The organism is Hymenobacter sp. B81 (assembly GCF_044628455.1).
Lineage (GTDB): Bacteria > Bacteroidota > Bacteroidia > Cytophagales > Hymenobacteraceae > Solirubrum.
This window is the reverse complement of sequence record NZ_JBIYZW010000002.1, coordinates 1,262,656-1,288,807: the sequence shown is the minus strand read 5'-3', so window position 1 is coordinate 1,288,807 and position 26,152 is coordinate 1,262,656. Positions and strand designations below refer to the sequence as shown.

General features: G+C 63.1%; 22 protein-coding genes. 18 read left to right on the top strand and 4 right to left on the bottom strand.

All coding sequences use genetic code 11. From position 1 onward, the window contains the following. Positions 1-68: 68 nt before the first annotated feature. The 9 genes from rimP (at position 69) to ACE191_RS16615 (ending at position 11,561) form a co-directional block, all read left to right on the top strand. On the top strand, positions 69-542 hold the full coding sequence (rimP, locus tag ACE191_RS16655; RefSeq protein WP_400193371.1) for a ribosome maturation factor RimP: 474 nt from the start codon (positions 69-71) through the stop codon (positions 540-542). 119 nt (positions 543-661) lie between these two features. Continuing rightward, positions 662-1,957: a transcription termination factor NusA gene (gene nusA / locus ACE191_RS16650; RefSeq protein WP_400193370.1), complete on the top strand. Its 1,296-nt coding sequence runs from the start codon at positions 662-664 to the stop codon at positions 1,955-1,957. Between the two features lie 146 nt (positions 1,958-2,103). Then, positions 2,104-5,166 (top strand): translation initiation factor IF-2, encoded by a 3,063-nt coding sequence (gene infB / locus ACE191_RS16645; RefSeq protein WP_400193369.1) that lies wholly within the window; start codon positions 2,104-2,106, stop codon positions 5,164-5,166. Between the two features lie 151 nt (positions 5,167-5,317). Continuing rightward, positions 5,318-8,374: a 7TM diverse intracellular signaling domain-containing protein gene (locus ACE191_RS16640; protein WP_400193368.1), complete on the top strand. Its 3,057-nt coding sequence runs from the start codon at positions 5,318-5,320 to the stop codon at positions 8,372-8,374. Positions 8,375-8,637: 263 nt separating this feature from the next. Next, entirely contained in the window at positions 8,638-9,102 is a 465-nt protein-coding gene (locus ACE191_RS16635; protein WP_400193367.1) for a hypothetical protein, read from the top strand. Positions 9,103-9,375: 273 nt separating this feature from the next. Continuing rightward, a complete protein-coding gene (locus ACE191_RS16630; RefSeq protein ID WP_400193366.1) occupies positions 9,376-10,158 on the top strand; it encodes a hypothetical protein in 783 nt (260 codons plus the stop codon). Positions 10,159-10,189: 31 nt separating this feature from the next. Further along, entirely contained in the window at positions 10,190-10,807 is a 618-nt protein-coding gene (locus ACE191_RS16625; protein WP_400193365.1) for a hypothetical protein, read from the top strand. A gap of 54 nt (positions 10,808-10,861) precedes the next feature. Then, entirely contained in the window at positions 10,862-11,380 is a 519-nt protein-coding gene (locus ACE191_RS16620) for an OmpA family protein (RefSeq protein WP_400193364.1), read from the top strand. 31 nt (positions 11,381-11,411) lie between these two features. Then, positions 11,412-11,561 carry a hypothetical protein gene (locus ACE191_RS16615; RefSeq protein ID WP_400193363.1) on the top strand — a complete coding sequence of 50 codons (150 nt, stop codon included), beginning with the start codon at positions 11,412-11,414 and terminating at the stop codon, positions 11,559-11,561. 224 nt (positions 11,562-11,785) lie between these two features. Here the strand turns inward: ACE191_RS16615 and ACE191_RS16610 are convergent, their stop codons facing one another. The 3 genes from ACE191_RS16610 to mscL form a co-directional block, all read right to left on the bottom strand. Beyond that, the gene (locus ACE191_RS16610; protein ID WP_400193362.1) at positions 11,786-12,229 is read right to left on the bottom strand and encodes a hypothetical protein; all 444 of its coding nucleotides are present in this window, start codon (positions 12,227-12,229) and stop codon (positions 11,786-11,788) included. Between the two features lie 101 nt (positions 12,230-12,330). After that, the gene (locus ACE191_RS16605) at positions 12,331-13,299 is read right to left on the bottom strand and encodes a DUF3078 domain-containing protein (protein ID WP_400193361.1); all 969 of its coding nucleotides are present in this window, start codon (positions 13,297-13,299) and stop codon (positions 12,331-12,333) included. A gap of 116 nt (positions 13,300-13,415) precedes the next feature. Then, on the bottom strand, positions 13,416-13,844 hold the full coding sequence (gene mscL, locus ACE191_RS16600) for a large conductance mechanosensitive channel protein MscL (RefSeq protein WP_400193360.1): 429 nt from the start codon (positions 13,842-13,844) through the stop codon (positions 13,416-13,418). A 289-nt stretch (positions 13,845-14,133) separates the two neighbouring features. Between mscL and ACE191_RS16595 the strand changes: the two genes are divergently transcribed. The 9 genes from ACE191_RS16595 to ACE191_RS16555 all read left to right on the top strand — a co-directional run bounded on the left by ACE191_RS16595 (position 14,134) and on the right by ACE191_RS16555 (position 24,685). Then, a complete protein-coding gene (locus tag ACE191_RS16595) occupies positions 14,134-15,552 on the top strand; it encodes an MBOAT family O-acyltransferase (protein ID WP_400193359.1) in 1,419 nt (472 codons plus the stop codon). Positions 15,553-15,565: 13 nt separating this feature from the next. After that, positions 15,566-16,522, top strand: a complete 957-nt coding sequence (locus tag ACE191_RS16590; RefSeq protein ID WP_400193358.1) for a hypothetical protein — start codon at positions 15,566-15,568, stop codon at positions 16,520-16,522. A 113-nt stretch (positions 16,523-16,635) separates the two neighbouring features. Beyond that, positions 16,636-17,424 (top strand): enoyl-CoA hydratase/isomerase family protein, encoded by a 789-nt coding sequence (locus ACE191_RS16585; RefSeq protein ID WP_400193357.1) that lies wholly within the window; start codon positions 16,636-16,638, stop codon positions 17,422-17,424. 37 nt (positions 17,425-17,461) lie between these two features. Continuing rightward, positions 17,462-18,973 (top strand): polysaccharide biosynthesis C-terminal domain-containing protein, encoded by a 1,512-nt coding sequence (locus ACE191_RS16580; protein ID WP_400193356.1) that lies wholly within the window; start codon positions 17,462-17,464, stop codon positions 18,971-18,973. Between the two features lie 36 nt (positions 18,974-19,009). Further along, positions 19,010-19,447, top strand: coding sequence for a dUTP diphosphatase (gene dut, locus ACE191_RS16575; RefSeq protein ID WP_400193355.1), 438 nt, complete (start codon positions 19,010-19,012; stop codon positions 19,445-19,447). Positions 19,448-19,588: 141 nt separating this feature from the next. Next, entirely contained in the window at positions 19,589-20,599 is a 1,011-nt protein-coding gene (locus ACE191_RS16570; protein ID WP_400193354.1) for a sugar phosphate nucleotidyltransferase, read from the top strand. Positions 20,600-20,708: 109 nt separating this feature from the next. Beyond that, a complete protein-coding gene (locus tag ACE191_RS16565; protein WP_400193353.1) occupies positions 20,709-22,541 on the top strand; it encodes a tetratricopeptide repeat protein in 1,833 nt (610 codons plus the stop codon). After that, positions 22,534-23,313 carry a DUF4292 domain-containing protein gene (locus ACE191_RS16560; RefSeq protein WP_400193352.1) on the top strand — a complete coding sequence of 260 codons (780 nt, stop codon included), beginning with the start codon at positions 22,534-22,536 and terminating at the stop codon, positions 23,311-23,313. The genes ACE191_RS16565 and ACE191_RS16560 overlap by 8 nt, the downstream gene beginning before the upstream one ends. Then, positions 23,291-24,685, top strand: coding sequence for a murein hydrolase activator EnvC family protein (locus ACE191_RS16555; RefSeq protein ID WP_400193351.1), 1,395 nt, complete (start codon positions 23,291-23,293; stop codon positions 24,683-24,685). The genes ACE191_RS16560 and ACE191_RS16555 overlap by 23 nt, the downstream gene beginning before the upstream one ends. 256 nt (positions 24,686-24,941) lie before the next feature. Here the strand turns inward: ACE191_RS16555 and ACE191_RS16550 are convergent, their stop codons facing one another. Next, entirely contained in the window at positions 24,942-25,895 is a 954-nt protein-coding gene (locus tag ACE191_RS16550) for a LytTR family transcriptional regulator DNA-binding domain-containing protein (RefSeq protein WP_400193350.1), read from the bottom strand. Between the last annotated feature and the right edge of the window lie 257 nt (positions 25,896-26,152).

Sequence of the window (26,152 nt, the reverse complement as noted above, 5' to 3'; positions counted from 1 at the left end):
GTCGCAGTAAAACGGTATTGAAAGAGGGGACGGTGTACGTCCCCTCTTTCTGTTTAATCCCTTCAGCCATGCATTTCGACCGCACCCGTATCCAGCAGATGCTGGACCAGAGCCTGCCCGGCCCGGCTTATTTCGTGGTGGACCTGACGGTGAGCGACTCGGCCGTGCGCCCCAAGATTACGGCCGTGCTCGACGGCGACGAGGGCATCGGCATCGACGAGCTGGCCAGCACCAGCCGCCGCCTGGCCCGGCAGATCGACGAGCTGTACGGCGAAGAAGCCACCTACTCGCTGGAAGTAACCTCACCCGGCGCCGACCAGCCCCTGGTAAGCCCGCGCCAGTATGCCCGCCACGCCGGCCGCACCCTCAGCCTGAAACTGGCCGACGGCGCCGAGAAAACCGGCGTCTTGGAGGAATTCACTCCCGACGGCATCATGTTCAGCGAAGAAGTGAAGGAAAAGAACAAGAAGAAAACCCTGCCCCCGGCTTTCGTGCCTTTTGCCGAAATTGGCGAAGCTAAGGTGGTTATCTCGTTTAAGTAAACCCCTGATTGCTGCATGGTTGCGTGGCTTGATGGCGACAGCCCCGGCGGCTAACCCGCCCCGCAGGCGCCATTGACAGGCAACATTTTGACAGTTTAACCATCAACCCATCAACCTCCATGAACAGCAACGTCCTGATCGAGTCGTTCTCGGAATTTGCCAAGTTCAAGAACATCGACCGGCCCACCATGATGAGCATCCTCGAAGAGGTGTTCCGCACGATGATCCGCAAGAAGTACAACGATGACTCCAACTTCGACGTCATCATCAACCCCGACAACGGCGACCTGGAAATCTACCGCAACCGCGAGATTGTGGACGACGACTCGGAGGATATCTGGGACCACGACAAAATTCCGCTGTCGGAAGCCCAGAAGATTGAGCCCGACTTCGAAATCGGGGAGGAAGTATCGGAGCAGGTGAAGCTGGAGGATTTCGGCCGCCGCGCCGTGCTCATGGCCCGCCAAACGCTGATTCAGCGCGTGAAGGACCTGGAGCGCGACAACCTCTACCAGAAGTACAAGGACATGGTCGGCGAAATCATTGCCGGCGAGGTGTACCAGGTATGGGGCCGCGAAACCCTCGTGCTCGATCAGGAAGAAAACGAACTGAGCCTGCCCAAGCCCGAGCAGATTCCCAAGGACCGCTACCGCAAGGGCGACACCATCCGGGCCGTGGTGCACCGCGTGGACGTGATTAACGGCGCGCCGAAAATCATTCTGTCGCGCGCTGCCCCGGCTTTCCTGGAGCGCCTGATGGAGCAGGAAGTACCCGAAATCTTCGATGGCCTGATCACCATCAAGAACATCGTGCGCGAACCGGGCGAGCGGGCCAAGGTGGCCGTGGAAAGCTACGACGACCGCATCGACCCGGTGGGTGCCTGCGTGGGCATGAAAGGCTCGCGCATTCATGCCGTGGTGCGTGAACTCGAAAACGAGAACATCGACATCATCAACTACACCGACAACCTGGAGCTGTACATTCAGCGCGCGTTGTCGCCGGCCAAAATCTCATCGATGAAAATCAATGAACAAACCGGCCGGGTTTCGGTGTTCTTACGTCCCGACCAGGTTTCGCTGGCTATCGGCCGCGGCGGCGCCAACATCAAGCTGGCCTCGCGGCTGGTGGGCATGGAAATCGACGTATTCCGCGAAGCCGATTCGTACGAAGAAGACATTGCCCTCGATGAATTCTCGGACGAGCTGGAAGCCTGGATTATCGACGAGCTGAAAAAAATCGGCCTCGACACCGGCCGGGCCGTATTGGCCGTCAACAAGGAAGACCTTGTGCGCCGCACCGAACTGGAAGAGGAGAACGTGGAAGAGGTATTCCGCGTAATTCAGGCCGAGTTTGACGGCGACAACGACGCCGAAGAGGAAGCTGCCGAGGAAGAATCGGAAGCCCCCAAAGAGTAGTTGAGCGAAGTCGGCCGTGCGTCGGTTGACCGGAACTCTCCCATACACAGGCGGAAAACGGGCCTCCCCGGGCCAGTTTTCCGCCGTTTGGCAATAATTAAATCGTACTTTTGCACCAAACTACGAGTATCGAGCGCGACCAAAGAATGGCGGAAGCAGCAAGCAAACGGCTAAAACAAGCGGCCACTGACCTTAACGTCGGAACCCACACCATCGTGGACTTTCTGGCGGGCAAGGGCATTTCTATTGAAAATAAACCCACCACCAAGCTTTCGCCCGACCAGGTAGCGCTACTCAATAAGGAGTTTGCATCGTCGGCCCAAGACAAGGTGGAGGCGGCGAAGCGTGGCCAATCGCTGCGCCACACCGAGCTGGAACAGGCCGCCCAGGCCAAGGAAGCCGAGCGGACCAAAGCCGCCGCGGCGGCGGCTGCAGCCGTCAAGCCGGTGGAAGCTCCCAAGCCCGCCGAGCCGGCAGCCCCTGCTCCCGCCCCGGTGACCCCGCCCCCCGCGGCGCCCGACAACGGTCGTTCGGTGCCGGGCCTGAAGGTGCTGGGTAAAATTGAGCTGGATGCCAAGGGCCGCCCCGTGCCGCCCAAGCCCGCTCAACCGGCTCCGGCTCCCGTGGTGGAAGCTCCCAAGCCGGCACCCGTAGCAGAGGCTCCGGCACCCAAGCCGGTTGAGCCAGCTGCGGCACCTGTAGCAGAAGCCCCCAAGCCCGCACTGGCCCCGGTGGCCGAAGTAAAGCCCGCTCCCGAACCGGTTGCTCCGGCCCCGGCTCCCGTGGTGGAAGCTCCCAAGCCGGCACCCGTAGCAGAGGCTCCGGCACCCAAGCCGGTTGAGCCAGCTGCGGCGCCTGTAGCAGAAGCCCCAACCGCTGAAGCTCCGGCTACGGAAGCCAAGTCGGCCGAAGGCAGCACCGATGCGCCGGATGCGTCCCAGGGTGACCAGGGAACCATCGTGGCCCGCGGGGAGCAGCTGAAAGGCCTCACGGTACTGGGTAAAATCGAGCTGCCCGTCGACGCCTCGCGCCGCGGTGGGGGCCGTGGCGCCCGGCCGGTGGCTTCGTCGGATGTGCGCAAGGCCGGCATCGGCGACAAGAAAAAGCGCCAGCGCATTACCGTACCCGGCAGCGGTCCGCAGGGCCAGACTGGTGCGCCGGGCAACCGCCCCAGTGCTCCTGGCACCGGCAACGACCGCCCCGTGCGGCCGGCCAACCAGAACCGCCCCGGCGGTGGCCAGGGTCGGCCGGGCGACAACCGTGGCCCGCGCCCCAACGCGGCGCCCGGCACTCCCGAGCAGAACGACAAGCAGATTCAGGACCAGATCAAGGCTACGCTGGCCAAGCTCAGCGGCGGCCGTGGCGGTCAGCAGAACCGCGCCAAGTACCGCCGCGACAAGCGGGCCGGTATTGCCGAGGCTACCGAGCTGCAACGTCAGCAGAACGAACTAGCCTCTAAGACCCTGAAGCTGACCGAGTTTATCTCGGCCAACGACCTGGCTTCGCTGATGAACGTATCGGTGAACGAGGTTATCAAGGTCTGCCTGAACATGGGCATGTTCGTGTCCATCAACCAGCGCCTCGACGCCGAAGCCATTACCGTCATTGCCGACGAGTTTGGCTACGACGTGGAGTTTCTCTCGGCGGAAGACGAGCAGGACGTGGTTATCGATGCCGACGAGGATCCGGCCCTGCTGCAGGACCGCGCCCCCATCGTAACCATCATGGGTCACGTCGACCACGGCAAAACCTCGCTGCTGGACTACATCCGCAACGCGCAGGTCGCCAAGGGCGAGGCCGGCGGCATCACCCAGCACATCGGCGCCTACGAGGTAAAAACCGAGTCGGGCAAGCGCATCACCTTCCTGGATACCCCGGGTCACGAAGCGTTTACCGCCATGCGTGCCCGCGGCGCCAAAGTCACCGACATTGCCATCATTGTGGTGGCGGCCGACGACTCGGTGATGCCGCAGACGAAGGAAGCCATCAACCACGCGCAGGCGGCGGGGGTGCCCATCGTTATTGCCCTGAACAAAATTGACAAGCCGGGTGCGAATCCCGACAAGGTCCGCGAGGAACTGTCGGCTATCAACATCCTGGTGGAAGAGTGGGGCGGTAAATACCAGTCGCAGGAGGTTTCGGCCAAAACCGGCGCGGGTATCGACGACCTGCTCGAGAAAGTGCTGCTCGAAGCCGAACTGCTGGAGCTGAAAGCCAACCCCGACCGCCGGGCCGTGGGTACGGTTATCGAAGCCTCGCTCGACAAGGGCCGCGGCTACGTAACCACCATCCTGGTGCAGACGGGTACGCTGGAAATCGGCGACATCGTGCTGGCCGGCCCGCACTTCGGCCGCGTGAAAGCCATGACCGACCACCGCGGCAAGAAGATGAAAGTGGCTGGTCCTTCCACGCCGGTTCAGCTGCTGGGTCTGCAAGGCGCGCCACAGGCGGGCGACAAGATTCAGGTGATGGAAACGGAGCGTGAAGCCCGCGAAATTGCCACCCAGCGTCAGCAGCTGCAGCGCGAGCAGTCGATGCGCACCAAGAAGCACATCACCCTCGACGAGATTGGTCGCCGCCTGGCTATCGGTTCGTTCAAGGAGCTCAACATCATTGTGAAGGGCGACGTGGACGGCTCGGTGGAAGCCCTGTCGGACTCGCTGCTCAAGCTCTCGACGCCGGAAGTGGCCGTGAACATCCTCTCGAAAGGGGTGGGCGCCATCTCCGAATCGGACGTGCTGCTGGCCTCGGCTTCCGACGCCATCATCATCGGCTTCCAGGTGCGTCCCTCGCTGGGGGCGCGCAAGCTGGCCGAGCAGGAGCAGATCGATGTGCGCCTGTACTCGATCATCTACAACGCCATCAACGAGGTGAAGGATGCCATGGAAGGCATGCTGGCCCCGACGGTGCAGGAGGTGACCGTGGCCACGGTGGAAGTTCGCCAGGTGTTCAACATCACCAAAGTGGGCACCATTGCCGGCTGTATGGTGACGGACGGCACCATTACCCGCAACACCAAGGTGCGGGTGGTACGCGACGGCATCGTGCAGCATACCGGCAACGTTCAGGCGCTCAAACGCTTCAAAGACGATGTTTCGGAGGTGCGCCAAGGCTACGAATGCGGTATTTCGATCAAGAACTTCGATGACCTGCGCGAAGGCGACATCATCGAAGGCTTCGAAGAGAAAGAGGTTAAGCGTACCCTCTAATTGGTTACGCCCGCCAAGTCCCGAAAGCCCCGGTCCGCAACGACCGGGGCTTTTGGTTTTATGTAGCCTGCGCCAGCGGCCCCGCGTAGCGGGCTCATTACCCATTCATTCGGTATATTTCGGCTGGCGAAACCGGGCAAACTCCTAGCAGATGAAGTATTTGGCGTGTATATGGCTGTGCTGGCTTACGGCCTGGACGGCCGTAGCCGCGCCCGGCAGCCCGGCCCCCACGCTGGTGCTGCGCGACACCCTGCAAACTCACCGCCTCAACCCGTTTCTGGAAGAGCTACGCGGCGGCTCCCCTGCCGCCATTGCCCAGCTGACGTTGCGCCAGGTGCAGCAGCCGCCCTGGTCCGATCGGTTCGTGCTCGACAACGTGCGCCGCTCGGGGCAGGGCCGGCCGGGGCAGGTGCGCTGGCTCCGCGGCCAGCTGCGCTCCGAAACCACCGCCGGCACCCATTGGCTGCTGTTGCTGCAAACCCAGGCTACGGCAAGCTTCGACGTGTACGCCGTGCGCGCCAACGGTCAGCGGCAACAGTACCGACTGAACTCGGTGCTGCCCTCGGCCCAGACCCACGCCGTACCGCACCGCCACTACAACGTGCGCCTGGAGCTGCCGCCCGGTGAAACCGTTACGCTCTACATTCGCGCGCCTAACGACGAAGCCCTGTTTGTGGGCGTGAGCGAGCAGGCCTACCTGCTGCAGCAGGCCCGGCAGGGCGACCAGGTCATGGGCCCCTACTTCGGGATTCTGCTGGCGCTGCTGGCCTACAACCTGCTGCTGTTCGTGTCGGTGCGCGACCGGAGCTACCTGCTCTACAGCCTGTACGCAGCCTGCTTCATCCTGCTGCAGCTCGACATGACGGGTTATCTGCGGCAGTTCTGGAGCGAGGGGCTGAGCGGCTACGTGCTGGAAGTGCGCCAGAACCTGCTGCTGAGTTTGTGCATTTTCTTCGGAACCCTCACGGCCCGGGCCTTTCTGGAAACGCCCCGCCTGCTGCCCCGCTTCGACCGGCTGCTGCGCCTGACGCTGGCGGTAGCCTGGGTCCCGGTAGTGGTGTCGCTGCTCAGCGCCAACCCTACGCTGGGGCTGCTGGGGCCGGTGTGCGCGGCTTTGTGGACCAGCGCAGTGCTGCTGGCGGCGGGCGTTCTGGTGCTGCTGACCGGCTACCGCCCCGCCCGCTACTATATGCTGGGCTGGACGCTGCTGCTGCTGGCCATTGCCAACTTCTACCTAGGGCTGGTGGGCATCACCCCGCGCAACAACTTCTGGGCCTTCCACGGCGTGCACGTAGCCTCGGCGCTGGAAATGATTCTGCTTTCGCTCGGTCTGGCCGACCGCATCAACCTCACTAAGAAGGAGCGGCAGCAGGCCCAGGATGCCGCCCTGGCCGCCCTGCGCGACAAAGAAAACGCCCAAACCCAGGCCCTGGCGGCGTTGCGCGAAAAGCAGCTGGCCCAGGAGCAGGCCCTGGCCATAGCCCGCGAAAAAGAGGAGGTCCAGCATTCGGCCAACCAGGCCCTGGCCGAGCGGGCCAACGAGCTGCAGCAGGCCTACCAGCAATTGCAGGAAAGCATCCGCACCTCGCACAAGCTGCAGGAGCTCGACGAGCTGAAAACCCGCTTCTTCACCAACATCTCCCACGAGCTACGCACCCCGCTCACTCTTATCATCAGCCCGCTGGAGCAGCTGCTGAGTGAGGAGCGCCCGGAAACCGGGGCCGCGCCGCGCCCCGAGTACGCGCTCATGCACCGCAACGCCCGCCGTCTGCTGCAGCTCATCAACCAGCTGCTCGACATTGCCCGGCTGGAAAGCGGCCAGCTGCAGCTGGCTGCGGCTCCGCTGGATATGGTGCGGGTGGTGCGCACGGGCATGGCGGCCTTCGAGTCGCTGGCCGCCAGCCGCGACGTAGCCTGGGTGTTTGAGTCCGAGGTTGAGGCGCTGGAAGTGTACCTCGATGCCGATCAGTTCGACAAGATTCTCTACAACCTGCTGGGCAACGCCCTCAAGTTTACGCCCGCCGGGGGACAGGTGCAGGTGAGCGTATCGGCCGACAATGGGCGGGCCGCGCTGCGCGTGCGCGACACCGGCATGGGCATTCCGGCCGAGCACCTGCCCCTGATCTTCGACCGCTTTCACCAGGTCGACGGCCAGCTCACCCGCCTGCACGACGGCACCGGCATCGGGCTGGCGCTGGTGAAGGAGTTGGTAGCGCTGCACCACGGCACGGTACGGGTGATGAGCACGCTGGGCCAGGGTACCACCTTTGTAGTGGAGCTGCTGCTTGGCAAAGACCATCTTGACAGTCGCGAGATAAGCACTGCGCCGGCTGAAACTTCCCTCGCGCCGGTGCCCGCGCTGCGCGCCCCGCGCCTGCCGCTGCCCGACGCCGAACCGGAGGGCAGCAGCGAGGATGCCCGCCCGCTGGTGCTGGTGGTGGAGGACAACCCCGAAATGCGCGACTACCTGCGCAGCTGCCTGGCCACCGACTTCCGCGTGCTTACGGCCGCCGACGGCGAGCAGGGCCTGCGCCGCATCACGGCAGCCGTGCCCGATCTGGTGGTATCGGACCTGATGATGCCCGGGCTCGATGGCCTGGAGCTGTGCCGCCGCCTGCGCGCCGACGAGTGTACCAGCCACATTCCCGTGGTGCTGCTCACGGCGCACGCCGAGCAGGAAAGCCGGCTGCAGGGCCTCGACCTGGGCGCCGACGACTACCAGACCAAGCCCTTCCGCCCCGACGAGCTGCGCGCCCGCATTCACAATCTCATCCGCCAGCGGCAACTGCTGCGGCAGCGCTTCGGCCGGGAGCTGAAGCTAGAGCTAAGCGAGGTCAGCGTAACCTCGGCCGACGAGGCCTTTCTGAACCGTGCCATCGGCGTAGTGGAGGCTCACCTGGCCGATGCGGACTTCAGCGTTGAAGCCTTTGCCGATGCCATGGCGCTGAGCCGGGTGCAGCTGCACCGCAAACTCAAGGCCCTCACCGACCAGTCGACCTCGGAGTTTGTGCGCACGCTACGGCTGCGGCGGGCGGCGGCGCTGCTCCAGGCGCAGTCGGGCACCGTAGCCGAAGTAGCCGACGCCGTGGGGTTTGCCAACCTCTCGTACTTCGCCAAGTGCTTCCGCGAACTGTACCGGATGACTCCCTCGGAGTACGCCGCCGGTCAGGCGGCCGCGGTTTCCGGACCGGTCGACCAAGGCAGTTAAATCCGCTCAGCAAGCAGTTAAGCCGTTAAACACCAAAATTCAAACATCTATAAATCAATTACATACGAGCAAGGTAACATCTGTGCTATTCTTTGAAACATTTGTATTAGCACTTCCGCAGCAACGAGGCACACCTTTGTTCAGTCGCTATCGATACCCGCTACTTACGGCCGTCGATTGGTGACTTACGGTCCGTACCGTCGTGGTAATCGGGATGGGCCGCCAGGTTTTTTACCGAACACGCCAACCGTTTGCTAAGTCGTATGCTTGCTCTGGGAAGAAAGATTACGGATGACAACCTGCTGCGCTGGAGCAGCCGCGTGAGCAGCTGGCTGGGCGATTTCGACCAGGTGGGTATGAGCAGCACTTGGGCGCTCGACCAGCGCCCGGCCGAGGCGCACCAGCTGGACCGCAAGCTGTCCATTATGTGTTACCTCTCGGTATTTGGCTGGCTGCTGGCTTACCGCACTCCGCGGCCGCAACGCTCGGCCCTGGTCAACTTTCACCTGCGCCAGATGACGCTGCTGCACCTCATTACCGTGGTGTGCCTGGTAGCCCAGGTGGGGCTGCTTTCCACCTGGGGCTGGAGCAGCCTGATGGTGTCGGGCGTGGGCATCGGGGCCATCATGCTCATGCGGATGCTGGGCGTTATGGCGGCTATCAGCGGTTCCTGCGAGCCACTGCCGCTGGTAGGTCGTCTGGCCCAGTGGCTGCTACGCGACCTGTAATCAGCCGGCCGCACCGGGAAAACCCAGCCCGGGCGGCCCAATTGCATCTATCCCAACAAATGTTGCGCTCCGGCGCGGCTAGCAGCTCCCCGCTTCGGTCACCTGACCGGGGCGGGGATTCTTATTTAAAGAACTGAATATCAATTAACTAAAGCAGAAAAATATCATTCTCACATCATCATGCGATTGACGCCGCAGGGGGGTAGAGGTAGTTTTGTATCAGCCAATTGGCTCTGCTCCGTCAGTTGTTCCCTTCTTTTTTGCCCGACTACTATGAAAACGCTTAGCCTCTCCGCCCTGCTGCTGCTGCCGACCTTGGCGGCCTCGCCGGTTCTGGCCCAAACCAAACCCGCCGCCAAAACCACGACCACCAAAACCAGCAGCACGGCCAAGCCGACGGCTACGGCGGCTCGCCCCGCCACCAAGCCGGCTACTGCTGCTAAACCAGCGGCCAAGCCGGTAGCCGTTGCTCAGCCCGCCGCCGAGCCTACGCCCGCCGCCCCTGCTTCTACTGCCACGCCCAAAGCAGCCCCCAAAGCCACCAGCAGCGCTACCGGCTTCGTGAAAGGCAGTACGGCCGTCAACCTGGGCATCGGCCTGGGCCTGGGCTACGGCTACCTGGGCAACGCCAGCATGCCGGCCCTGAACCTGTCGGTTGAGCGGGGCTTTATTGAAGGGGTCGGCCCCGGCACCATTGGCATCGGGGGCTTGGTGGGCTACAAGTCGTACCGCTACGACTACCCCGGCACCAAATACAAAGCTACCTGGACCAATATGTATGTGGGCGTACGTGGCACCTACCACTACAACTTTACCGATAACCCCAAGGTGGATACCTACGCCGGTATCAGCCTCGGTGCCCGCATCGAGTCCTACAAGAATACCTACGTCGACGACGTGCTGGGCAAAGACTACTACGACAACTACGGCGGCGCCTACATGTACTCGGGCTTCTTCCTGGGGGGCCGCTACTACTTCACCGACAACATCGGCGCCTTCGGGGAAATCGGCTACGACGCTTCATACCTGAAGCTGGGCCTCTCGGCCAAGTTCTAGCCTGTCAGCCTCTCTCCCGCCCCCGCCTGCCATGTTTCTCCGCTCACGTCTTTTCCCCGGCGGGCTCCTGATGCTGTTGCTGAGCAGCTGCGCGCAAGCACCCGATAGCCGCGCCACGGTGGAGGCTACTGCGGTGGCCTCCGCCATTGCGGAACTGCCCCTGGACGCGGCCCGCAGTTCGCGCCGCAGCCTCGCCGACACGCTGTCGTTGCCCTACGGCGAGCTGGCCAAGTTTCTGCCCGAAACAGTGGGTCAGTTTGTGCGCGACGGCGTTCCGCAGGGCGAATCGGTGAACATTGGCGGGGTGAGCTATTCCACCTGCGAGCAGTACTACCGCTGTGGCAAACAGCGGCTCAAGGTGCAGCTGGTAGACTACAACGGCGCCAACGCGCTGTACGCGGGAGCCACGGCCATGATGGCCGCGGGCTTCTCGCAGGAAAACGACGAGCACCTGATGCGGGGCTGCGACCTGGGCATTCCCAACGTGCAGGGCTACGAAACCCTGCAGAAAAAGGAGCGCCGCGCCTCAGTGGCCCTGGGCGTCGGCGACCGGTTTTTCGTCTCTGTCGAGCTCGACCAGCAGCACAACACCGACCTGGTGCGCGACGTGGCCAAGACCATGGATCTGCAGACGCTGGCTAAGCTTTAGCCGCCTGGTTTGCCTGCCTCTAATGCAACCCTTACCTCTTACTGCCTACCACCGATGAAAGCCATTCTGCTCGCCCTCTTATGCTGCCTGCCGCTGGTGTCGCAGGGCCAGCTTTACCTGCTCAACCGCGCGGTGGAGCGCGCTGCCAGCCGCGTGGCCGAACGCAAGATCGAAGAAGCCGTTGACCGCAAGGTGGCCGAGAAAACGGCTGACTACTACTCGGCCCTGCTCGAAGAAGGCCGCCTGGTGTCGCACGCCATCCACTTCGAGGAAGGCACGGCCACGCTGGCCGCCGATGCTCAGCCCTTCGTGAAAGGAATTGCCGATGTGCTGCGCCGCGAGCCGACCGTGAAGCTGCGCATCGAGACGCACACCCTGCTGGCCGGCGAAGCCCCCGACAACCTGCGCCTGTCGCAGCGCCGGGCCGACGCAGTGCGCGCCGCCCTCATCACGGCGGGCATCGACGGCAGCCGACTTTCGGTGAAAGGCCTGGGCGAAACCCAGCCGCTGTACACCGACCCCGAGGACGACTACGCCCCGCTCAACCAACGCGTGGAGTTTATCAAGCTTTGACCCACTTTTTGGGCTACCGCCGCGCAACGTTATGCTTACTGCTCCTGACTTTGGGTTGTGGCTGCGCCGCTCGGCCGGCCTCTTGCTGGCCGGCCTGTTAGCCCTGGCCCTGGCTCGCGCATCCCGCTCCGAGCCGCCCGAGAGTTTCCGAGGCGCCGCTGCCTCCGCCACTCACGGCTAGCACCCGCTTCCACTTCTCGCGTACCGTTTCAGGCCGGCTCACTACCCAGCCGTACCGGCTCACATAGATTTTTCGTGCTGGCTGCTCAGGCACCGCACAACGACACTTTTTCCAGTAGCTGGGGGCGAACGGTGGCCCCGGTCCAACGAAAAAGCAAAAAACCCCGGAGCTTTGCGCCGGGGCTTTTTTATGCTCTGCTGAATTAGCTCGGAGTCGGCTGCTGCTTAAAACAGCAGGAATTTCTTGTCTTTCTTGTGCTTCAGCGGCTTGCCCTTGGGGTCGATGCCGGGCGCGGGGCGCGACTGGCCGCGCTTCTGCATGGCGGCGCTGTTCTTGTCGCGGAAGCGCTGCACGGTGAAAGCCCCGTTCCCCTTCTCGTAGCTGCGCTTGCCCGAGCCACTGGAGTAGCTGCTCACCCCCGACCGGGCCTCCAACACTTCCATCTGCTGGTCGCGCTTCACCTCGTCGGGGTTCATGCTCATGCGGCGCTGCATGCGGGCCAGATCATCGGGCGAGCTTTTGCGCTTGCGCAGGCCGGCTTCGTTGGCCTGCTTGGCTTGCTCCTCGCGCGAGGTCGAAGCTGTAGAAGCCGTGGTTTGCGCCTGGGCGGCGGGCGTCGAGAGCAGCGTTACGCCGGCCAGGACCGCGGCGGCCAAAAAAACTTTCATGGGTGATGGTTGGGTGGGGTTGAAGAAGCAAGCAAGTCCCGGCAAACCATGTGCCATAGCTTGCGGGCCGAACGGGTGGGTGAGCAAGTTAGTTCCTATTTTTAAAACTTGTATGTCAGGCCGATACCCAGCGTTTCCTTGAACTGGATGCGCCGGCCTCGGGCATCGGGCTGCCCGTCTTCGTTGCGGTCAATGGGTACCAGAATATCGTCGTCGTACACGAGCACGGTAGCTACGCTGGCACTAATAAACTTGTTGACTTTGAAGTCGATCAGGTTTTCCCAGTTCACGTCTACGTTCTGGGGGTTGTGGAAGTAGTTGCTGAACAGCTCCAACTTGGTCTGATAGGTGATATTGGTGAGCAGCGGGCGGCGGTAGCGCGCATTGAGGTAGGCGCCCACTTCCTCGCGCAGCCGCTCACCGGTATTGGCCACCGGCCGGCCCAGTTCGTCGCGGCGGGCGGCGCGCACGCCAAACGCGCCCGCGTCGGCCAGGCCCTGGTCGGCTACCACCGTGAACTTGCCGGTGATGGGCGACAGGAACAAGGAGAAATCCTCGTTGGGGCGGTAGTCGATACCAATGGAAGCCAGAACATAGGCCGGGGCGAAAAAGCGCGACAGCAGCGAATCGGGCCGCACCAGGTCCTTGGTAGGCGTGAGCTGGGTTTTGAGGTTGAGCTGCGCGGCGTACGACAGTTTGTTGGTCAGGAACCGGCCGTAGCGGGCGTTCAGCTCCAGCCGGTCGTCGTTTTTGCGCAGGCGCGCCTTGCCCGGCTTCTGCAGGCCATACACCAGGTCGGCGGCCAGATCGAAGGTGTGCTCGGCGCCGCGGAAGTGGGCGTAGGCGTTGCCGATGGCCAGCAGCGACAGGGAGCTTTGCCCGCCCGGTGCCCAGTTGTTCAGGCTCACCTGGCTGAAGTTGAAGGTGCCTATGCCGCCCCGGCGCCAGCCCCGCGCTGTATCGACCTCGGCCGAAATTTTGTAGGCCGCGGGTGGCAGCGGCGCCCGGTTAGGCACGGGCTCCTGCGCGGCGGCCGGCAAGGTCCATAGCAGCCCGGCAGCCAGGCTCAAGCGGAAAAGAAAACGCGGGTTCATAGCACCAGTCGGCTTAAAAGGAAATACCAAGGCCGGCTCCCGGTGCTCCCGCCGGGGGTGCTCCGAAAGCCAGACAGCGTGCTTGCAGCCGCCTAAACGGTCCGGTTCCGCAGCGCGTCGCGGATTTCCATCAGCAGGGCCTGATCCTTGGTTGGGCCCAGGTCGGCCACGGGCACCACTTCCTGCGGCCGCTTGAAGCGGTTGGCCAATTTTACCAGCCAAAAGATGGCGAAGGCAATAATGACGAAGTAAATGACGGCGTTGATCAGGTTGCCGTAGTTGAGCGTCGCTGCCCCGGCTTCTTTGGCCTTCTCTATGGTTTCGTAGCGGTTGCCATCCAGGGCTACAAACCAGTTCTTGAAGTCGATGCCGCCGGTGAACACGCCCAGAATGGGCATCAGAATGTCATCGGTCAGCGACGCAACGATTTTGCCGAATGAGGCCCCAATGATGACGCCCACCGCCAGATCGAGCACGTTGCCCTTGGAGATAAACTCTTTGAATTCGGAGACGAAGCCCATACAGTGGTGTGTTGGAGTGGAAGGGAGTAAGCAGACAGCTCCCGGGAGCTGAAAAAGGGCTACTGGATACCGTTCCGGACCCCGGCAAGGGCCGCCTGGCACATGTCCCGACCTCGCGCAGCAGCCGTGGCCGCTACCGATCGAGCCCGGGCATGGCTGTAAGTAAGGAAAAATAATTTCTGAACTCATCCTTAAAAATATAGTTATAGTATTTCTTTATAAAGTAGAATATTTAACATTAATTAGTGCGGCGGCCCCTTTGCTGCCACCTCCCTTATGCTCCCCGGTTATGTTGTTCAACAGCTTTGAGTTTCTGGCCCTGGTTGTGGTCACGCTGCTCCTATATTACCTGCCGGTCCTGCGCCGCTGGCAGGTGTGCATTCTGATTGCCAGCAGCCTGTTTTTCTACGCCTGGACTACGCCCTGGCTGCTGCTGCTGTTTCTGCTCTCGGCAGCGGTGAACGTGGCTACCTCCTACCAGGTGGTGTACAGCGCGCCGCGGCAGCGGTTTTTCTACGCCGCGCTGGGCGTGGGTGTCAACCTGGCCATCCTGGCGTTTTTCAAGTACAGCCCGCTCATCGGCAACTCGCTCTTCGCCTCTACCAGTGAGGTGGGGCTGTTTCTAACCCAGATTCCGCTGCCCATCGGCATTTCGTTCTACACCTTCGAGGGCATTTCCCTGCTGGTCGACTCCTACCGCGAGCGGGACCGGCACGAGGCGCAGGCACTGGTGCCGCGCTCCATGCTGCAGCACGTGCGCAACACCACGCTATTTGTGGCCTTCTTTCCCCACCTCATTGCCGGGCCCATCCTGAAAGCCCACGACTTCATTCCGCAGATCAAGCCCAAGTACCTGCACGACATCGACTGGGACGCCTTTTTCCGGGCCGTGATAGTGGGCTACTTCCTGAAAATGGTGGTGGCCGACAACCTCAAGGAGCAGACGTTCTGGATTGCCTACCCCTACTTCGAGCGGCAGAGCAGCGCCATGCTGGTGGCCATGCTGTTTGGCTACTCCATGCAGATCTTCGCCGACTTCGCGGGCTACTCGCTCATTGCCATTGGCGTGGCCCACCTGTTCGGCTACCGCCTGCCCGACAACTTTAACTTTCCCTACATCAGCCGCTCCATCACCGAGTTCTGGCGGCGCTGGCACATTTCGCTCAGCTCGTTTCTGCGCGAATACCTGTACGTGCCCCTGGGCGGCAACCGCCGCGGCGAGCTGCGCACCTACCTGAACCTGATGATTGTGATGTTTCTGGGTGGGCTCTGGCACGGCGCCGCCTGGAGCTACGCGGTGTGGGGCTCGTTTCACGGCCTGGCGCTGGCGGCCGAGCGGCTGGGCAAGCGCTGGGTACCGGCCCCCACTTCGTTTGCGGGCCAGCTCGCGGCCACGTTGCTGACCTTCTCGCTGGTGTCGCTGGCCTGGCTGCTGTTCCGGCTGCCCAACTTCGAGCAGGCCCTGAGCTACCTCTCCCACATGGGCAGCAACGTGGGCTACGCCGTGACGGGCCTGGAGGCGCTGACCATTGCCTGCATCCTGTTCTACTCGCTGCCGGTGGTGCTTTACCACGTCTGGTACCTCACGCGCGACTCCTACGCGGGCCTGAGCATCCGCCGTATCGACTACGCCTGGTACGCAGCCATGCTCTTTCTCATCATCACCAATGCCGGCCCGGCGGGCAGCTTCATCTACTTCCAGTTCTAACCGCTCGTTTGCCATGACCCTGATCATCCGCTCGCTGCTGGTTACGGCGCTGCTGCTGGCTGGCTACCACTTCCTGCTGCCCCAACTGCCGGGTCAGGTGGTGATTCCCCAGGGCATCAACCAGGACAATCAGATCAAGATGCAGGAGTTCGTGTACGCCCGCGCCACGGGCTACCCAGTGGTCATCGTCGGGTCGTCGCTGGCGGCCAAGCTGCGGCCCTACGCCCTGCCGGCCAACACCTACAACCTGGCTTTCCGCGGGCAGAGCGTGTTCGAGGGGCTGGAAATTCTGAAGCGCACTGGCCAAGCACCCAAGCTGATTCTGGTAGAAGTCGATGTGCTCGACCGTGCCCCGAACGCGGCCACCACGGCCACCTTGTTCAACCCCGTGATGCACCCGCTGCGCACGGCCCTGCCCCTGCTGCGTGAGCGGCATCAGCCCCTCAACCAGCTGTTTGGGCTGGGCTTTGCCGCGCTGGAGCGCCTGCGCCCTGCCGCGGCGGCGCGCATCCGCGAGAAAGTGGGCGCGCAGGCGGCCACGCCGGCGCCGGTCAGCGCCGCGGCTTTCCAGGAGGCGCCGGCTTCGGCCCAGGACGCGGCCCTGGCCCTGAAAATTGAGCAGTCGATGCGGCAGGAGTTTGCCCAGCTGCCTGACGCGGTGTTTACCCGCAACATCGGCGCCCTGCGCGGCTACGTCGACTACTTTGCCGGGCGCGGCAGCCGGGTGGTGTTTTTCGAGATGCCCATCAGCGCCGCTGCCTGCCAGAGCCCGCGGCTGCAGTACATGCGCCGGCAGCTGCAGGGCGCTTTTCCGCCCGCCCGGTTTGCCTACCTACCGCAGCCCGACTGCCAGGCCTACACCACCACCGACGGCATGCACCTCTCCGACGCCAGCGCCCTGCGCTACTCCCACGAGTTGACCCGGCAGCTCAGCAGCCTGCTACCCCCGCCGCTGGTGGCGCAACGCTGAATCAGGGGCCCCAACGCAAAAAAGCCGGTCTGCAGCCCGCTCGGGCCGCTCCAACGGTCGGGCGCGCAATGTCTCTATCTTTGCCGCCACCTTTGGAACTAGCCTCCCTGTCTATGCTCCCCCTGCTGGAGAACCTGGCCCTCGACCGCACCGACGATGGCATCCTGACCATCACCCTGAACCGCCCCACCAAGCTCAACGCCCTGAACTCGGCCACCATTGCCGAAATCCGGCAGGCCATGCAGCTGGCGCTGGACGACGAGCGGGTGCGCGGCATCATCATCACCGGCAGTGGCGACAAAGCCTTCGTGGCCGGGGCCGACATTGCCGAGCTGACCGGGCTCAACGAGGTAAACGGCCGCCGCTTCGCCGAGCAGGGTCAGGAGGTGTTCTGCCTGATTGAGGAAAGCCCCAAGCCCGTCATTGCGGCCGTCAACGGCTTTGCCCTGGGTGGCGGCTGCGAGCTGGCCATGGCCTGCCATATGCGGGTGGCGTCTGAAAATGCCCGCTTCGGTCAGCCCGAAGTAAACCTGGGCGTGGTACCCGGCTACGGTGGTACCCAGCGCCTTACCCAGCTGGTGGGCAAGGGCAAGGCCCTGGAGTTGCTCATGACCGGCGACCAGGTGAAAGCCGACGAGGCCCTGCGCCTGGGCTTGGTAAACCACGTGGTGCCGGCTGCCGAGTTGCTGAGCTTCTGCCGCCAGCTGCTCACCCGCATTCTGGCCAAGGCCCCGCTGGCCGTGGGCATGGTTATCGACTGCGTGAATGCCTACTACTCGCCCGAGAAGAGCGGCTACCAGACCGAGGCCAACTCCTTCGGTCGGTGCTGCGGCTCGGCGGACTTCCGCGAGGGCACCCAGGCGTTCCTGGAAAAGCGCCCGGCGCAGTTTACCGGCGCTTAATGGCGCCCCTTTCTCTGACGGCAACTACCCGGAACAGGTGAGCGGACTGGCCAAAAAGCTAGCTGGCCAAACGGCCGTGTACGGCGTGAGCAGCATTGTGGGGCGCATGCTCAACTTTCTGCTGGTACCCCTGTTCACGGCCCGCTTCGGGGCTGCTGACTACGGCGTGGTTACCGAGCTGTACGCCTACGTTGCGTTTCTGAACGTGGTGTTCACCTACGGGATGGAAACGGCGTTTTTCCGCTTTGCCAACCGCCCGGGTGCCAACCGCCGCCTGCTCTACGGGCAGGTACTGAGTTTGCTGCTGGTGAGCAGTCTGCTGCTCGGCGGCCTGCTCATCCTGCTAGCCGGCCCCCTGGCCGGGGCGCTGAATTACAGCGGCCAGGAAAAGTTCTTCGTGTGGCTGGGCCTCATCATGGTTATCGACGCGGTGGTCAGCATCCCGTTTGCCCGGCTACGGCTCGAAGGCAAGGCCCGCAAGTTTGCCGGGTTGCGCCTGCTCAACGTGGTGGCCAATGTGGGGCTAACCTTGTTTTTCGTGGTGTTCTGCGCCGACGTGTGGCAAGGCAAATACCTGCCCGAGCTGCGCCCCCTAGTGGCGGCCGTGTACGACCCTACACTGGGCGTGGGCTACGTATTCTGGGCCAACCTGCTGGCCAACGCCCTCTTCATTCCCCTGCTCTGGCGTGAGCTGACGGACTTTAACTTCCGCATTCACTGGCCCTCGGTACCCGCGCTCTGGCGCTACGGCTACCCCATTATGCTGATGGGCCTGGCGGGCATGGTCAGCGAGATGTTGTCGCGCATTCTGCTCAAGTACTGGCTGCCGGTGGGCTTCTACCCGGGCCTGAGCAACCAAGCGGCGCTGGGCATTTTCGGGGCCTGCTACAAGCTCAGCATCTTTATGCAGCTGGTCATTCAGGCCTTCCGCTACGCCGCCGAGCCATTCTTTTTCGCGCAAGCCAGCGAGAAAAACTCCCCCGCCACCTTTGCCCTGGTGCTGAAGTGGTTCACGCTCTGCTGCGCGCTGATTTTCCTGGGCGTGAGCCTCAACCTCGACTGGCTGGCACCGCTGCTGCTGCGCCGCGCCGAATACCTCGACGGTCTGGTCGTGGTGCCCATTCTGCTGCTGGCCAACCTGTTTCTGGGCGTGTACTACAACGTGTCGGTGTGGTTTAAGCTCACTGATAAGACCCACGTGGGCACCTACATCAGCGTGGGCGGCGCCCTGCTGACGGTGGTACTCAACTTCCTGCTGATTCCGGTGCTGGGCTACGTGGGCAGCGCCCTGGCTACGCTGGCCTGCTACCTGCTCATGGCCCTGGTGTGCGGCTGGCTGGGGCAGCGTCACTTTCCGGTGCCCTACCCCGTGGCGCGGCTGGCCGGCTGGCTGCTGGTGGCGGTGCTGCTGGTGGCGGGCTTCGCCTACCTGCCGGCGGGCTTGCTGCGCTACGCGCTGGGCGTACTGCTGCCGCTGGCCTACGCCGGGGCGGTGCTGCTGCTGGAAAGGCAACCCGCGGCGGCATTACGAGTGCCGGGCAAGCCGTAGCTTTGCCCGTAGCCGCCCGAGTGCGGCCCTTCGCCTATGCTTTCCATCAACATCATCAACCGCTCGGGGCACCCGCTGCCGGCCTACCAAACCGACCACGCTGCGGGCATGGACGTGCACGCCCACCTGGCCGAGCCGGTTACCCTGGCGCCCCTGCAGCGCGCCCTCATTCCCACCGGGCTGTTTCTGGAAATTCCCGAGGGCTACGAGGCGCAGGTACGCCCGCGTAGCGGCCTGGCCTACCGCCACGGCATCGGCATTGTCAACAGCCCCGGCACCATCGATGCCGACTACCGCGGCGAGTTGAAGGTGCTGCTGGTGAACCTCTCCGACGCGCCCTTCGTGGTGCAGGACGGCGAGCGGGTAGCCCAGCTGGTGGTGGCCCGGCACGAGCGCGTGCGGTGGCAGGCCGCCGAAGCACTGAGCGAAACCACCCGCGGCGCCGGGGGCTACGGCAGCACCGGCACCAAGTAAACTGCCCCGGTTTATTTCGCCGGAGGCCGGCGAAAATATCGCTGAAGCCCTAGATATTACTTTCTCAAGAGCGAATTTTGCGCGGCATTTTGCGTCTCGTTACGTACATGCCCCAAACCATTCTTTTCTCCACGACCTCCTATGAAAATCATCGTCCCGATGGCCGGTATGGGCAAGCGCATGCGCCCGCACACGCTCACCGTTCCCAAGCCCCTGATTCCCATTGCCGGTAAACCCATCGTTCAGCGCCTCGTCGAGGACATTGCCAAGGTGGTGGGCCAGCAGGTGGAGGAAGTGGCGTTTATTGTGGGGCGCTTCGGGACCGAAGTGGAACAAAGCCTGCTAAAAATTGCCGAGTCGGTGGGCGCCAAGGGCACCATTGTGTACCAGGACGAGCCGCTGGGCACCGCCCACGCCATCATGTGCGCCAAGGATTCGCTTAGCGGCCCGCTGGTGGTGGCCTTCGCCGATACCCTGTTCAAGGCCGACTTCACCCTCGACACCTCGGCCGACGGCACCATCTGGGTGCAGCGCGTGGAAGACCCCCGCCCCTTCGGCGTGGTGAAGCTCGACGAGCAGGGCCGCATTACCGAGCTGATTGAAAAGCCCCAGGAGTTCGTCTCCGACCTGGCCATCATCGGCATCTACTACTTCCGCGACGGCGACTACCTCAAGCGCGAGCTGCAGTACCTGCTCGACAACGACATCAAGGAAAAAGGCGAGTATCAGCTCACCAATGCCCTGGAGAACATGAAAAACCAGGGCGCCGTGTTCATTCCGGGCCGCGTGAACGAGTGGCTGGACTGCGGCAACAAGGACGCTACCGTGTACACCAACCAGCGCTACCTCGAGTACCTGCGCGAAGCTGGCGAAGACACCGTCGCAAAGTCGGCCAAGCTGACTAACAGCGTGATTATCCCGCCCGTGTACATCGGCGAAAACGTGGTGCTCGAAAACAGCATCGTGGGCCCGCACGTGTCGGTGGGCGACAACTCGGTGCTGCGCCACTCGGTGGTGGCCAACAGCATTGTGCAGAAGTCGGCCACGGTGCAGCACGCCAACATCAGCAACTCCATGGTGGGCAGCTTTGCCACGCTCACCGGCACCCCGGCCGACCTGAGCGTGGGCGACTACAACGCCCTGAAACTGTAGCCGGCCGCCGCGGGTTTTGGGGGGAATGCCGTATCTTTTGAAACGTGCGGCAATTCCCGCCCCAATGCTCCGTTACCTTCTTTTTCCGCGCTTCGGCGCTTTCGTTGCCATGTTTCGCGCCGCTGTTTTTCCGCTTCTGCTTTCCGGTCTGCTGCTGACCGCGCCGAGTTATGCCCAGCAGTCGGGGCCGGGCAAGCCGGCGCAGGAGCAGGCCGCGTCTCCCAAGCCGAAAAAGGAAAAACCGAAGAAGCTCACCCGCAAGGAGCGCAAGGAAATGCAGCGGCAGGCGGCCCTGGAAGCGGCCAAGCAAAACCGCCAGCTCACCGAGAAAGACCGGGAGCTGAGTGAGGCCTACTTCGTCGACGGCGTGAAGTTCCTGCTGCTCGAAGACTACAACAAAGCCCAGGAACGCCTGCTCAAGGCCTACCAGCTCGACCCCAACAACGCGGCCATCAACTACAAGATTGCCGAAACCAACCTGCTGATCGGCAACCTCAAGGACGCGGGCAACTTTGCCCAGGCCGCCCTGCGCCTCGACCCCAAGAACCCCTACTACTACCTGCTGCTGGCCCAGGTGTTCAGCACCCAGAAGCAGTACGACGAGGCCGCCAAGGTCTACGTGAGCTTGGTGCACGACGTGCCCGACTCCAAGGAGTACCTGTTTAACCTGGCCGATCTGTACCTGGCCCAGGGCAAGCTCAATGAGGCGCTGGCCACCTTCAACGAGGCCGAAAAAGAGTTCGGCCCGCTCGACGAGGTGTCGTTCAAGAAGCAGCAGATTTACCTCAAGCAGAACAACCTCGACAAGGCCCTGCAGGAAGGCGAGGCGCTGATTGCGGCCAACCCCGACGAGGTGCGCTACGTGCTGGCCCAGGCTGAGATGTACGCGGCCAACAACCGCCTGCCCGACGCCATCCGGGCGGCCCAGCAGGCCCTGCGCCAGGACCCCGACAACCCCCAGGCGCACATGATTCTGGCCGACGCCTACCGCCAGCAGGGCAACACCGGCGAATCGGAAACCCAGATCAAGCAGGCCTTCCAGAGCCCGGGGCTGAACATCGACCAGAAGGTGCGCATCCTGATTGACTACCTCAAGCAGCTGCCCAACCCCGCCATCGAGCAAACCGCGCTGGAGCTGGCCGACATCACCACCCGCGTGCACCCGCGCGACCCCAAGGCCTACTCGGTAGCCGGCGACGTGCAGCTGCTCGCCAACAAAAAGGAGCTGGCCCGCGGCAACTACCTGCGCGCCCTGCGCCTCGACAACTCCCACTTCAAGATCTGGCAGCAGGTGGTGAGCATCGACGCCGAGCTGGCCCAAACCGACTCGCTGCTGCGCCACACTTCCCAGGCCCTGGAGCTGTTTCCGAACCAGGCCGTGTTCTGGTTTTACAACGGCGTGGGCCACACGTTCGCCAAGCAGCCCCAGAAAGCCGTCCGCTCGCTGGAGCAGGGCCGCAAGCTGACCACCGACAACCCCGAGCTCAGCGCGCAGTTCGACGTCCAGCTGGGCGACGTGTACCACGAGTTGAAGGAGTTCGAGAAGTCGGATGCCGCCTACCAGGCCGCGCTGACCTTCGACGCCAACAACGCGCAGGCCCTCAACAACTACAGCTACTACCTCTCGCTGCGCGGCAAAGACCTGCCCCGGGCCAAGGAAATGGCGGGCAAGCTGGTGAAGCAGTTTCCCGACAACGACACCTACCTCGATACGTACGGGTGGGTGCTGTACAAGCTGAAGGACTACGCCGGGGCCCGCCAGCAATTGGAAAAAGCCGTGCGCACTTCCAAGGATGGCACTGTATTGGAGCACTACGGCGACGTGCTTTTTCAGCTGGGCGACGCGGCCGGAGCCCTGGAGCAGTGGCAGCGGGCCCGCAAGGCCGGCGGCACCACCCCGCTCATCGACCGCAAAATAAAAGACCGCAAACTCTATGAATAGACGCTGGCCGCTGTTGCTCGTGCTAGTGGGCAGCCTGAGCCTGGGCGCCTGCCACCGTCGGCTCGCCCCGACCCAATCGACGGCTGCCCCGGCCACGCCCCCGGCCCCCGCGGTAATGGCCCGCAACCTGGACTTCACCTACCTCTCGGCCAAGGGCAAAGCCCAGATCGACGCCAACGGGGAGAAGTACTCGGCCAACGTGAACCTGCGCATGCGCAAAGACAGCGTCATCTGGCTGTCGGCCTCGCTGCTGGGCATCGAGGGCGTGCGCGCCATCATCACGCCCGACTCGGTGCAGGTCATCAACAAGCTGGAGAAAACCTTCTACGCGGGCAACTTCACCTACCTGAGCCGGCAGTTCAACGTGCCCGTGACGTTTGCGCAGGTGCAGGCCCTGCTGCTGGGCGACTACCTGCCCGCGCTCAACGGCGCGACTCCCCGCGTGGAAAACGACGGCCCGGTGCAGAAGGTGAATTACCAGCAGGCCAGCGTGCTGGTGGAGCAGCTCATCGACCTGAGCCGCTCGCGGGTCCAGAAACTCAGCGTGCAGGACGTACAGACCAGCAACAGCGTGAAGGTCACCTACGCCGACTTTCAGCCCCTGGAAGGCAACGGGCAGCTTTTTGCCCACGGCACCCTTATCGAAGCCCAGCAGCCGGGCCGCCCGGCGGCGCTGATTTCCATCAGCTACCGCAGCGTGGAGCTGGACAAGAGCAAGCTGGACTTCCCGTTTAGCGTACCGGCCGCGTATGGGCGTAAAAACCGCAAGTAGCCGCCGGTGGCTGCTCTGGCTGCTGGCCGGGCTGCTATTGGCCGCTCTGCCCGCGCCCGCGCAGCAAAAGCGCAAGCTAGCGACCAGGACGACGGTCAAAACCAAGGCTCAGCTGGAGCGGGAGCGGCGCAACACCCTGCGCCGCATCCGCGAAACCAGCCGCATTCTGGAGCAGACCCAGCAGAAAAAGCAAACCTCGCTGGGCCAGCTCAACGCGCTCAAGGAAAAGATTACCGTGCAGCAGGAGGTGATTAAAAGTACCTCCTCGGAACTGCGCTACCTCGACTCGGACGTGCGCCAGACGGAAACGCAGGTCAAGGTGAAGCAGACAGCCCTGGAGCGGCTCAAGGCCGAATATGCCCAGCTCATCTACGCCTCGTCGAAAACGGCCAACTCCTTCAACCGCCTGATGTTTTTGTTCGCCGCCGATTCCTTCAACGAGTGGGCGCGGCGGCTGAGCTACGTGCGCCAGTATTCCGAAGCCCGCCGCCAGCAGGTGGCCGTGATTCAGCGCACCCAGCAGGAGCTGAACCAGCAGCTGACGGGCCTCACCCAGAAGCGCCAGCAGAAAACCGTGGTGCTGGGCACCCAGCTCAACGAGAAGCGCAGCCTGCTCACCATGCGCGAGCAGCAAGACCAGGTGGTGCAGCAGCTCAGCCAGCAGGAAGAACAGCTGCGCCGGGAGCTGGCCGAGCGCCAGCAGTCGATTCGCCAGCTCGACAACCTGATTGCCCAGCGCGTGCGCGAGGAAATTGCCCGCGCCGCCCGCGCCGCCGCCGCCCGCGCCGCCGCCAAAGCCGCCGCCGCCAAAGCCAGCGCCGAGCGCGCCGAAAGTCCCACGGCCACCGCCGCCGAACGCACCACCGCCCGGCGCGAAGCCGCCGAAGCCGCCGAGGCGGCCACCGCCGCTACCACCCGCACCGACCGCGTTTCGCTCACGCCCGAAACGGCCGAGCTGTCGTCGTCGTTTGCCGACAATCGCGGCCGGCTGCTGTGGCCGGTGGCCCGGGGCTTCATTTCCCAGCGCTTCGGCCGCCACGCCCACCCGGTGCTGAAAAACGTGACGGTGGAAAACCGCGGCGTCGACATTCAGACGGCCGCCGGCGAGCCGGTGCGGGCCATTTTCGAGGGCAAGGTGCTCACGGTGGCCAACATTGCCGGCATGAACAACGTGGTGATGGTGCAGCACGGGGAGTACTTCACGGTGTACGCCAAGCTGCGTTCGGTGAGCGTGAGCGAGGGCCAGACTGTGAAGATGCGCCAGGCCATCGGCACGGTTTATACCAATGCCGAGGGCACTACGGAGCTGCAGTTTCAGCTCTGGCGCAACAGCACCAACCTCAATCCGGAGTCCTGGCTCGGCCGCAAGTAGCCCTGGCCCAAGTAGGCTTTTTCTTAGCTGAGCTTAACGAATAGACATAAAAAAACACCGTACAGCGTACGGTGCCTTTCTGAGCTATGAAAACAAACTTAGCTATCAGTTAATCCCTCCCTGGCCAAAGCCAAGGGACTAATCCCCCGATAACAGGTTCAAAGATACGGTTCTTATGGGCTATGGGATATACTTTTCGCCCAATGCCGCTATTTTCTCGACCAAGCCGCTGGTTATCGGGACGATATTCGTGTACCTACACCAGATTGAGGCGCCCCATCAGGTCGGCTTTGTACGAATTTCCGATTGGGACTCCCACGCCCCGACCCGAATCGGCGGCCGGCCGCGAGCTGTCGATCAGCACCGCGTCGCCCTCGATGGCGACGATGCGGTCGAGGCGCACGATGTACTTGCGGTGCACGCGCACGAAGTCGCGGGCCGGTAGCCGGGCCACCATGTCCTTCATGGTGGTGTATACCGTAAAGCGCTCCTGCGCCGCGTAAATGTTCACGTAGTCGCCCAGCGCCTCCACGTAGCGGATGTCGGCCGTGTTGATGCGCACCAGCTTGTGCTCCTGCTTGACGAAGATTTCGGTGCGTCCGCCCGAGTACAGCGTTTCGGCGGCGTTGTTGGCCATGCGCAACAACCCTTCCAGCTTCTGTTGCTCCTGCTCCAGCTGCAGGCGGGCCCGCCGCAGCTCCAGGTGCGACACCACCTCGCGGGCTAGCGTCTGCAGGGCATCGCGCTGCTCGTCCGTAAGGTGGCGGGGGCGCGTATCGATGGCGCAGAGGGCCCCCAGGGGCTGTCCCGAGGGCGTTACCAGGGGCGCCCCGGCGTAGAAACGGATGTTGGGGTCGCCCTGCACCAGCGGGTTCTGGCTGAACAGTGGGTTTTCCGTGGCGTCCTCTACCTCATAGACTCCGCCCGACACCATAGCGTACTGGCAGAAGGAGTATTCACGCGGGGTTTCCTGTATACCCTCCAAGCCGAAGTTGGCCTTGAACCACTGCCGCGACGAGTCGATGAGCGACACCAGGGAAATGGGCGTGCCGCAGATGTAAGCCGCTAGCCGGGTCAGCGCGTCAAAGTCCTCATCGGGGCTGGTGTCCAGAATCTGGTACGCCCGCAGTGCCTCTAGGCGCTCCTCCTCCAAGGAGCGGGGAGCAGGAGTGGCAAGATCGGGGGCGGAACTAGCGGAACGAAAGGGCATGACAGCAAGCAGTTAAAGCGCTGGCCGCGGACGGCTGCGCCGAATTATTCGGAAACAAAAGTACGCGGCAAACAAGATACTTACGGTCCGGCAACAAAACCCGGATTTGGCCGACGAATAAAAAGTATTTGCCGCCCAACGTGTCATTTCCCTCGCCCAATGCCGCGGCCCAACGACCGGATTTACGGGCTTACGCTCCCCGCAGAAGGCGGTTTCGGGCCCGGGCATTTAGAAATTATGGGGTACCTTTACAATCC

Bases quoted from the DNA above. Each gene is read 5' to 3' on its own strand.
- rimP (WP_400193371.1), top strand. From the start codon at position 69: ATGCATTTCGACCGCACCCGTATCCAGCAGATGCTGGACCAGAGCCTG.
- nusA (WP_400193370.1), top strand. From the start codon at position 662: ATGAACAGCAACGTCCTGATCGAGTCGTTCTCGGAATTTGCCAAGTTC.
- infB (WP_400193369.1), top strand. From the start codon at position 2,104: ATGGCGGAAGCAGCAAGCAAACGGCTAAAACAAGCGGCCACTGACCTT.
- ACE191_RS16640 (WP_400193368.1), top strand. From the start codon at position 5,318: ATGAAGTATTTGGCGTGTATATGGCTGTGCTGGCTTACGGCCTGGACG.
- ACE191_RS16635 (WP_400193367.1), top strand. From the start codon at position 8,638: ATGCTTGCTCTGGGAAGAAAGATTACGGATGACAACCTGCTGCGCTGG.
- ACE191_RS16630 (WP_400193366.1), top strand. From the start codon at position 9,376: ATGAAAACGCTTAGCCTCTCCGCCCTGCTGCTGCTGCCGACCTTGGCG.
- ACE191_RS16625 (WP_400193365.1), top strand. From the start codon at position 10,190: ATGTTTCTCCGCTCACGTCTTTTCCCCGGCGGGCTCCTGATGCTGTTG.
- ACE191_RS16620 (WP_400193364.1), top strand. From the start codon at position 10,862: ATGAAAGCCATTCTGCTCGCCCTCTTATGCTGCCTGCCGCTGGTGTCG.
- ACE191_RS16615 (WP_400193363.1), top strand. From the start codon at position 11,412: ATGCTTACTGCTCCTGACTTTGGGTTGTGGCTGCGCCGCTCGGCCGGC.
- ACE191_RS16610 (WP_400193362.1), bottom strand. From the start codon at position 12,229: ATGAAAGTTTTTTTGGCCGCCGCGGTCCTGGCCGGCGTAACGCTGCTC.
- mscL (WP_400193360.1), bottom strand. From the start codon at position 13,844: ATGGGCTTCGTCTCCGAATTCAAAGAGTTTATCTCCAAGGGCAACGTG.
- ACE191_RS16595 (WP_400193359.1), top strand. From the start codon at position 14,134: ATGTTGTTCAACAGCTTTGAGTTTCTGGCCCTGGTTGTGGTCACGCTG.
- ACE191_RS16590 (WP_400193358.1), top strand. From the start codon at position 15,566: ATGACCCTGATCATCCGCTCGCTGCTGGTTACGGCGCTGCTGCTGGCT.
- ACE191_RS16585 (WP_400193357.1), top strand. From the start codon at position 16,636: ATGCTCCCCCTGCTGGAGAACCTGGCCCTCGACCGCACCGACGATGGC.
- dut (WP_400193355.1), top strand. From the start codon at position 19,010: ATGCTTTCCATCAACATCATCAACCGCTCGGGGCACCCGCTGCCGGCC.
- ACE191_RS16570 (WP_400193354.1), top strand. From the start codon at position 19,589: ATGAAAATCATCGTCCCGATGGCCGGTATGGGCAAGCGCATGCGCCCG.
- ACE191_RS16565 (WP_400193353.1), top strand. From the start codon at position 20,709: ATGTTTCGCGCCGCTGTTTTTCCGCTTCTGCTTTCCGGTCTGCTGCTG.
- ACE191_RS16560 (WP_400193352.1), top strand. From the start codon at position 22,534: ATGAATAGACGCTGGCCGCTGTTGCTCGTGCTAGTGGGCAGCCTGAGC.
- ACE191_RS16555 (WP_400193351.1), top strand. From the start codon at position 23,291: ATGGGCGTAAAAACCGCAAGTAGCCGCCGGTGGCTGCTCTGGCTGCTG.
- ACE191_RS16550 (WP_400193350.1), bottom strand. From the start codon at position 25,895: ATGCCCTTTCGTTCCGCTAGTTCCGCCCCCGATCTTGCCACTCCTGCT.